This is a genomic window from Azospirillum sp. B506 (genome assembly GCF_000333595.1).
Taxonomy (GTDB): Bacteria; Pseudomonadota; Alphaproteobacteria; order Azospirillales; family Azospirillaceae; genus Azospirillum.
Window position 1 is genome coordinate 1 of sequence record NZ_BADK01000603.1, and the last position, 5,616, is coordinate 5,616.

A 5,616-nucleotide genomic window follows, 5' to 3' on the forward strand; every position below is an offset into this window, starting at 1 on the left:
ACGCCCTTCGGCCCGTGCATCTTGTGGGCGGACAGGGTCAGGTAATCGGTGATGCCGCAATCGACCGGCACACGGGCCGCCGCCTGCACCGCGTCGCTGTGGAACAGCGCGCCATGGGCATGGGCGATGGCCGACGCCCTTTCGACCGGCAACAGTACGCCGGTCTCGTTGTTGGCCCACATCATCGAGACCAGCGCCGTCGCCTCGGTTACCGCGGCTGCGAGATCGACCAGCGAGGGCAGGCCGTCGCGGTTCACGGGCAGGATGGTGACCCGCCAGCCGCGCTGGCGCAGGTCGTCGAACAGGGCCAGCGTCGCCGGATGCTCCACCGCCGTGGTGACGATGTGGTCGCGGCGGTGGTCGGTTTCCTCGATCACGCGGAGCGCGCCGAGGATTGCGGCGTGGGTCGCCTCGGTGGCGCTGCCGGTCATCACCAGATCGGCCGGCTTGGCGCCGATCAGGGCGGCGACCTGGGCCTTGGCCGCGCTGACCGCGCGGCGGGCGGCCATGCCGGCGGAATGGGGGCTGGACGGGTTGGCGTATTCCCCGAACAGGTGCGGCAGCATCGCCTCGCGGACTTCGGGGGCCAGGGCGGTGGTGGCGTTGTTGTCGAGGTAAATGGTCATCGCATCACCCCCTCACATGATTCCGGGCACGCCGCGCCGCGAGCCGTCCGCCGGGGCGATTTCCTCCTCCAGGCAGCCGACGACGGTGCCGCCGGGGAACTCCACCAGATAGACCGGCAGGCTGCCCTCCTCGGTGCGGCCGATGCGGACGATGGTGCCCGGCGTGCCCTTGGGCGCCAGCAGCGCGCCGTCCGGTACCTGCGGGTGGCTGCCATCGTTGAACAGGTCCTCCTGCACCGTGACCCGCAGGCCCCAGTCGTACAGCGGTTCGCGCGGCGGGATGAAACCGGGCTTGGCGGCGGCTTCGACGTCGGACATCGCGAGGCTCCTTAATCGGGTGGGGACCGGGACTCAGGTGGGGACCGGGCTTTTGGGACGGGGTTATTGGGGGTCGTTGCAGCGGGCGTCGATCACCTCCAGCTCGCGCGCACGCATGCCGACGACCACCCGTTTCTCATAAAAATCAACGGCATAGATGTAATACATCTGCAGATAGGTTCCGACGGAGATGACATAGCCGACATCGCCCTCGCGGATCAGGAAGTCGCCGACCGGCCTGCCGGGATAGGTGCCGTCGTTGCGCACGTCGCGCAGGGCCTTCACCTTGAATCCCTGTTCCAGCACCGGCGGGCCGACCAGCTCATTGGCGTCGTCGGCGTTGCGGGCACGTTCGCGGCGGTAGGGGGCGGTGGCTTGGGCGGCTGTCTCTGTCATCGGGCCGTGCTCCGTCGGTTGAGGGGCCGCTAAAGGGGAGGAAGGTCGTTGGCGATTGCGAGGCCGGTTGCGCGCTGTCGGGCGATGGCGCGCACCTCCTCCTCTTGGTCGTCGAGCAGGGGGCCGAGCTGCCCGGCGTCTATCCGTCCGGCGACGGCAAGGCGGACCATCCAGTCCGTATCCTGCACCAGGATGTGCAGCTTCGACGTCGGCAGCCGCTGCGCCACCACCAGCCGCACCCGCGGGCTGTCGTCCCAGGCGAGGCTGGGCAGCCAGTCCATGGCGAGGCGGCGGGCGACCTCCACCCGCACCTCCGGGTCTTCGTCATGCATCATCGCCGGCAGCATGCCGTCTGGGATCCGCCGCACCACGCGCAGCCTTACCGAGCAGTCGGGGTCGCGCATCAACGGGGCGAGGTCGGCATCCTCCAACCGGGTGGCGACGGCGATCCGCACCTCGCGGTCGGGATCGTCGCGCAGCTTCAGCAGCAGCCGGCGCGGCAGCCGCCGGGCCAGCACCGACCGCACCGTCTCGTCGGGATCGGCGATCAGCCGGGGAAGCTGGAAGATCGGGGCAAAGCGCGCGGCGTTCGCCCTGACCTCGAAATAGGGATGGTCGAGATGGCCGGCGGCGAGGTCCGGGTTCCATTCGAAGAAGCGCTGGATCCGCTTGGCGTAGCGGTCCTGCACGCAGGCCTTCAGCGGCAGGCAGTGGCCGGGCAGCTTGCCGCCCACGGGAAGGGTGACGGTCTCCGGGTCGAGCCGGCGGTCATGGTGGGCGCAGGCGGTGCAGTCCACCGGTTCGCCCCGCCAGTCCAGCGACTCGAGAATGTCGTCGCTCATGCGCCGGCCTCCTCAAGCTCGTCCTCATGCTCGTGGCGGTCGGCGACGGCGATCAGACGGGAGGCGCCGAACCGGTCGTCGGGGTCGAGGGTGCGGACCTTGGCCAGCGCCTCCCGCCCGGCATCGAGCCGGCCGGTGCGCAGCAGCAGGTAGCCGATGGCGACCAGGGCGAACAGGAACAGGCGGGGCGCCGGCTCCAGCCCGCGGAAATCGGCGGTGGCCGGGGTGACGCTGCGCCAGTCGGTGTGGTTGACGCCGAGTGCCGCCATGGCGTGGCCGATCATGCGCTCGCCATAGACCAGCGCCTGGCCGAGGTTGGCCTTGTAGAAGTGGAACTTGTAGTGGCCGAGATCGACGAGGCGATGGCCGGGAGCGATCTCCGCCGCGCGGGCGAGATGGGCGAGCGCCATCTCGCTGTCGGCATAGCTGGCGGCGGCCAGATGCAGGCAGCGTTCCGCCTCGGGCGGAAGATCCCCGCCGTAGTAACGGCGGGCCAGCCAGTCCTCATCCACCTCGTCCAGCATCGCGCGGTGCTCCTGGGGTTCCCCCTCTCCCCTAGAGGAGAGGGGATGTCACATCAGGCCGGGACGCAGCAGTCGGCCGGGCACACGGCGGCGCATTGGGGGCTGTCGAACTGGCCCTGGCACTCGGTGCATTTCGCCGGATCGATGACGTAGGTGCCCTTCTTCAGGCTGATGGCGATGTTCGGGCACTCGGCCTCGCAGGCGCCGCAAACGGTGCATTCGGCGGACTTGATCTTGTAGGCCATGGCTCTCTCCTTCGGTGATGGGATGGCTGTGGAGGGGGAAAGGGTAAGGGGAATCAGGCGCGGCGCGCGGTCAGCGCCCCGGTGCGGATCACCGCGTCCTGGCCGGCGCGGGACTGGACGACGCCCTGGCCGAGCCGCTCGGCATAGTCCTTGAAGTAGGCCAGCGCCGATTCCTCGATGTAGTCGAAGGCGAAGCGGTCGACCGGCTCGATGCCGGCATCGGCCAGCGACTTGGACGGGCAGCCGCCGATCTTGGCGACGAACACCGCGGTGCAGTCGTTGATCGCCGCCAGCACGCCGTCCAGCGTGTCGACGTCGCCCGATCCGCCCTCGCAATACTGGTCGACGCGGCGGTGGCCGACGAACTTGGCGCCGGTCGGGCCAACCTCGTAGATCTGGAATTCCTTGGCGTGGCCGAAATGCTCGTTGATGCGCTCGCCGCCCTTGGTGGCGACGGCGATCAGGATCGGATCGACGGTGAAGCCGATGCTCTCCCGGACGTCGGCCTGGGCCGCGGCCTTGGAGGCGTTGCGGCCGGCGCGCTCGGACTCGACATGCTCGCGGTAGGTGCGGCGGGCCTCGTCGTCATACTCCACGAAGCCCATCGCCTCGATCTTGTCGGCGGTGAACTCCTCGCCGCGGTCCTCGCCGAGCAGGCCGACGGCGTCTGCACGGCACTGGCGGCAATGCCGCATCAGCTTGGCCCCGCCCTCGCAGGCGTCCTGCACCACCTTCAATTCCTGCGCGGTCGGCCCGCGCTGGCCGTTCAGGCCGAACCAGGTGCCGTGGGCGGGGTCGGAGATCAGCGGCATGATGTTGTGCAGGAAGGCGCCGCGGCTCTTCACCGCCTTGTTCACCTCCAGCAGATGCTCGTCGTTGACCCCCGGGATCATCACCGAGTTGACCTTCACCAGGATGCCGCGCGAGGTCAGCATCTCCAGCCCCAGCATCTGCTGCTCGTGCAGGATCTTGGCGGCGTCCAGCCCGGTCCAGCGCTTGTGCTTGTAGAAGATCCACGGGTAGATCTGTGCGCCGACCTCCGGATCGACCATGTTGATGGTGATGGTGACGTGGTCGATGTTGTATTGAGCGATGGTGTCCACATGGTCGGGCAAAGCCAGACCGTTGGTGGACAGGCACAGCTTCAGGTCCGGCGCCTTCTTCTGCAGCATCTCGAAGGTGGCGAAGGTGTTCTTGCCGGCGGCCGCCAGACTGTCGCCGGGGCCGGCGATGCCGATCACCGACAGCTGCGGGATTTCCTGGGCGACGGCGAGGATCTTCTTGATCGCCTGGTCGGGTGTCAGCTTTTCGGAGACCACGCCCGGCCGGCTCTCGTTCGAGCAATCGTATTTCCGGTTGCAGTAGTTGCACTGGATGTTGCAGGCCGGGGCGACCGCCACATGCATGCGGGCAAAATAGTGATGCGCCTCTTCCGAATAGCAGGGATGGTTCTTCACCTTCTCCCACACCGCCGGGTCCATGTCGGCCGGGCCATCGGATGACCCGCAGGACGACGACGAACAGCCGGAGGCCGTTTCGGGTGCTGCCGGCATCACGGCTGGCGGGGCCAGTTGCCCCAGACCGAAGATGCTGTCGAGCGAAACCACGTTGCTCATCATCCACTCCTTCCCTGCCGTGCCGGACGACACCGTTGGACGAAATGGAGAAAAGCAAGTTCGGGGCCAAGCGCAGAAATACAGATATCACAAAGGCTTGGCTGGAATTGTCGGGGGTGCGGACGCTGTCGTCATTGCGACAATGACGGGGCCGGCGGGGGGCTTTGTCGGGGTGCCGACAAAGCTGTCAGGCCAGTTCCCCCCGGAAGGCGACGACATGGTCCTGTCCTTCGTCCAGGATCTCCGCCCCGAAGCCGATCAGGCCGCTGCCGACCAGCTTGGTCGCATCGCGCCGCAGCACCACCGGCGGCGACCCGCCGCTGCGGATGAAGGTGCCGTTGGTGGAATGGTCGGTCAGCAGGAAGCTTTCGCGGCTGAAGTCGATCACCGCATGCTGGCGGGAGGTCTGGCGCGATGCGATGCGTAGGCCGCTGCCATCCTCCCGCCCGATGGTGACACGGGGCAGCGCCCGACTCAGTGTGATGTCCTGCCCGCGATAGGAGAGGTGCAGCGTCACCATGCGGCGACCGGTTTCCGTCACCAGGGAAAAGCCCAGCGTGGTGCTGTCGATGGCGTCGTCGTCGCCGTCGTCACCGGTGCGGATCTGGTGAACGCGGATCGGCGCCGTCTTGCCCTTCATCGCGACATTGTTCAGCGGCTTGGTCCGGCCGCGCAGCTCGGGCGACAGGCTGTCCACCAGCGCCTGCGTCACCAGGATCTCGCCCGGCCGGGCGATCTGCTGCACCCGTGCCGCCACGTTGCAGGCGTCGCCATAGAGGTCGCCGACTCCCTCGATCACCGCGCCGAAATGGATGCCGATGCGCAGTTCCACCCCATAGTGGTCCTGGATGGCGATCATCGCGCAGGCTGCGCGGGCGCTGTCGTCGCACCGCGGAAAGGCGGCGAGCAGACCGTCGCCCAGGCTCTTGATGACGCCGCCGCGGGTCTCTCCCACCAGCCGGCGCAGATGGGCCAGCACCCGCTGCGTCAATGCCGCCGCGGTGGCGTTGCCGATTCGCTCATACAGCATCGTGCTGTCGGCGATGTCC

At 68.0% G+C, this 5,616-nt stretch carries 8 protein-coding genes; all 8 read right to left on the reverse strand.

The features are described from left to right. On the reverse strand, positions 1-626 hold a 626-nt coding region (locus tag I71_RS17555), incomplete at its 3' end, for a cysteine desulfurase family protein (RefSeq protein ID WP_042696134.1). A 12-nt stretch (positions 627-638) separates the two neighbouring features. Then, a complete protein-coding gene (locus I71_RS17560) occupies positions 639-944 on the reverse strand; it encodes a nitrogen fixation protein NifZ (RefSeq protein WP_042696135.1) in 306 nt (101 codons plus the stop codon). Between the two features lie 63 nt (positions 945-1,007). After that, on the reverse strand, positions 1,008-1,340 hold the full coding sequence (locus I71_RS17565; RefSeq protein WP_042696136.1) for a nitrogen fixation protein NifZ: 333 nt from the start codon (positions 1,338-1,340) through the stop codon (positions 1,008-1,010). Positions 1,341-1,369: 29 nt separating this feature from the next. Next, on the reverse strand, positions 1,370-2,182 hold the full coding sequence (locus tag I71_RS17570; RefSeq protein ID WP_042696137.1) for a 4Fe4S-binding leucine-rich repeat protein: 813 nt from the start codon (positions 2,180-2,182) through the stop codon (positions 1,370-1,372). Further along, positions 2,179-2,706 (reverse strand): hypothetical protein, encoded by a 528-nt coding sequence (locus I71_RS17575; protein ID WP_042696138.1) that lies wholly within the window; start codon positions 2,704-2,706, stop codon positions 2,179-2,181. The genes I71_RS17570 and I71_RS17575 overlap by 4 nt, the downstream gene beginning before the upstream one ends. A gap of 53 nt (positions 2,707-2,759) precedes the next feature. Then, positions 2,760-2,951, reverse strand: a complete 192-nt coding sequence (locus tag I71_RS17580; protein WP_014248512.1) for a 4Fe-4S dicluster domain-containing protein — start codon at positions 2,949-2,951, stop codon at positions 2,760-2,762. 53 nt (positions 2,952-3,004) lie between these two features. Then, the gene (nifB, locus tag I71_RS17585) at positions 3,005-4,567 is read right to left on the reverse strand and encodes a nitrogenase cofactor biosynthesis protein NifB (protein ID WP_083897229.1); all 1,563 of its coding nucleotides are present in this window, start codon (positions 4,565-4,567) and stop codon (positions 3,005-3,007) included. Positions 4,568-4,754: 187 nt separating this feature from the next. Further along, positions 4,755-5,616, reverse strand: an 862-nt coding sequence (locus I71_RS17590; protein WP_244433898.1) for an adenylate/guanylate cyclase domain-containing protein, incomplete at its 5' end; no start/stop codon positions are given.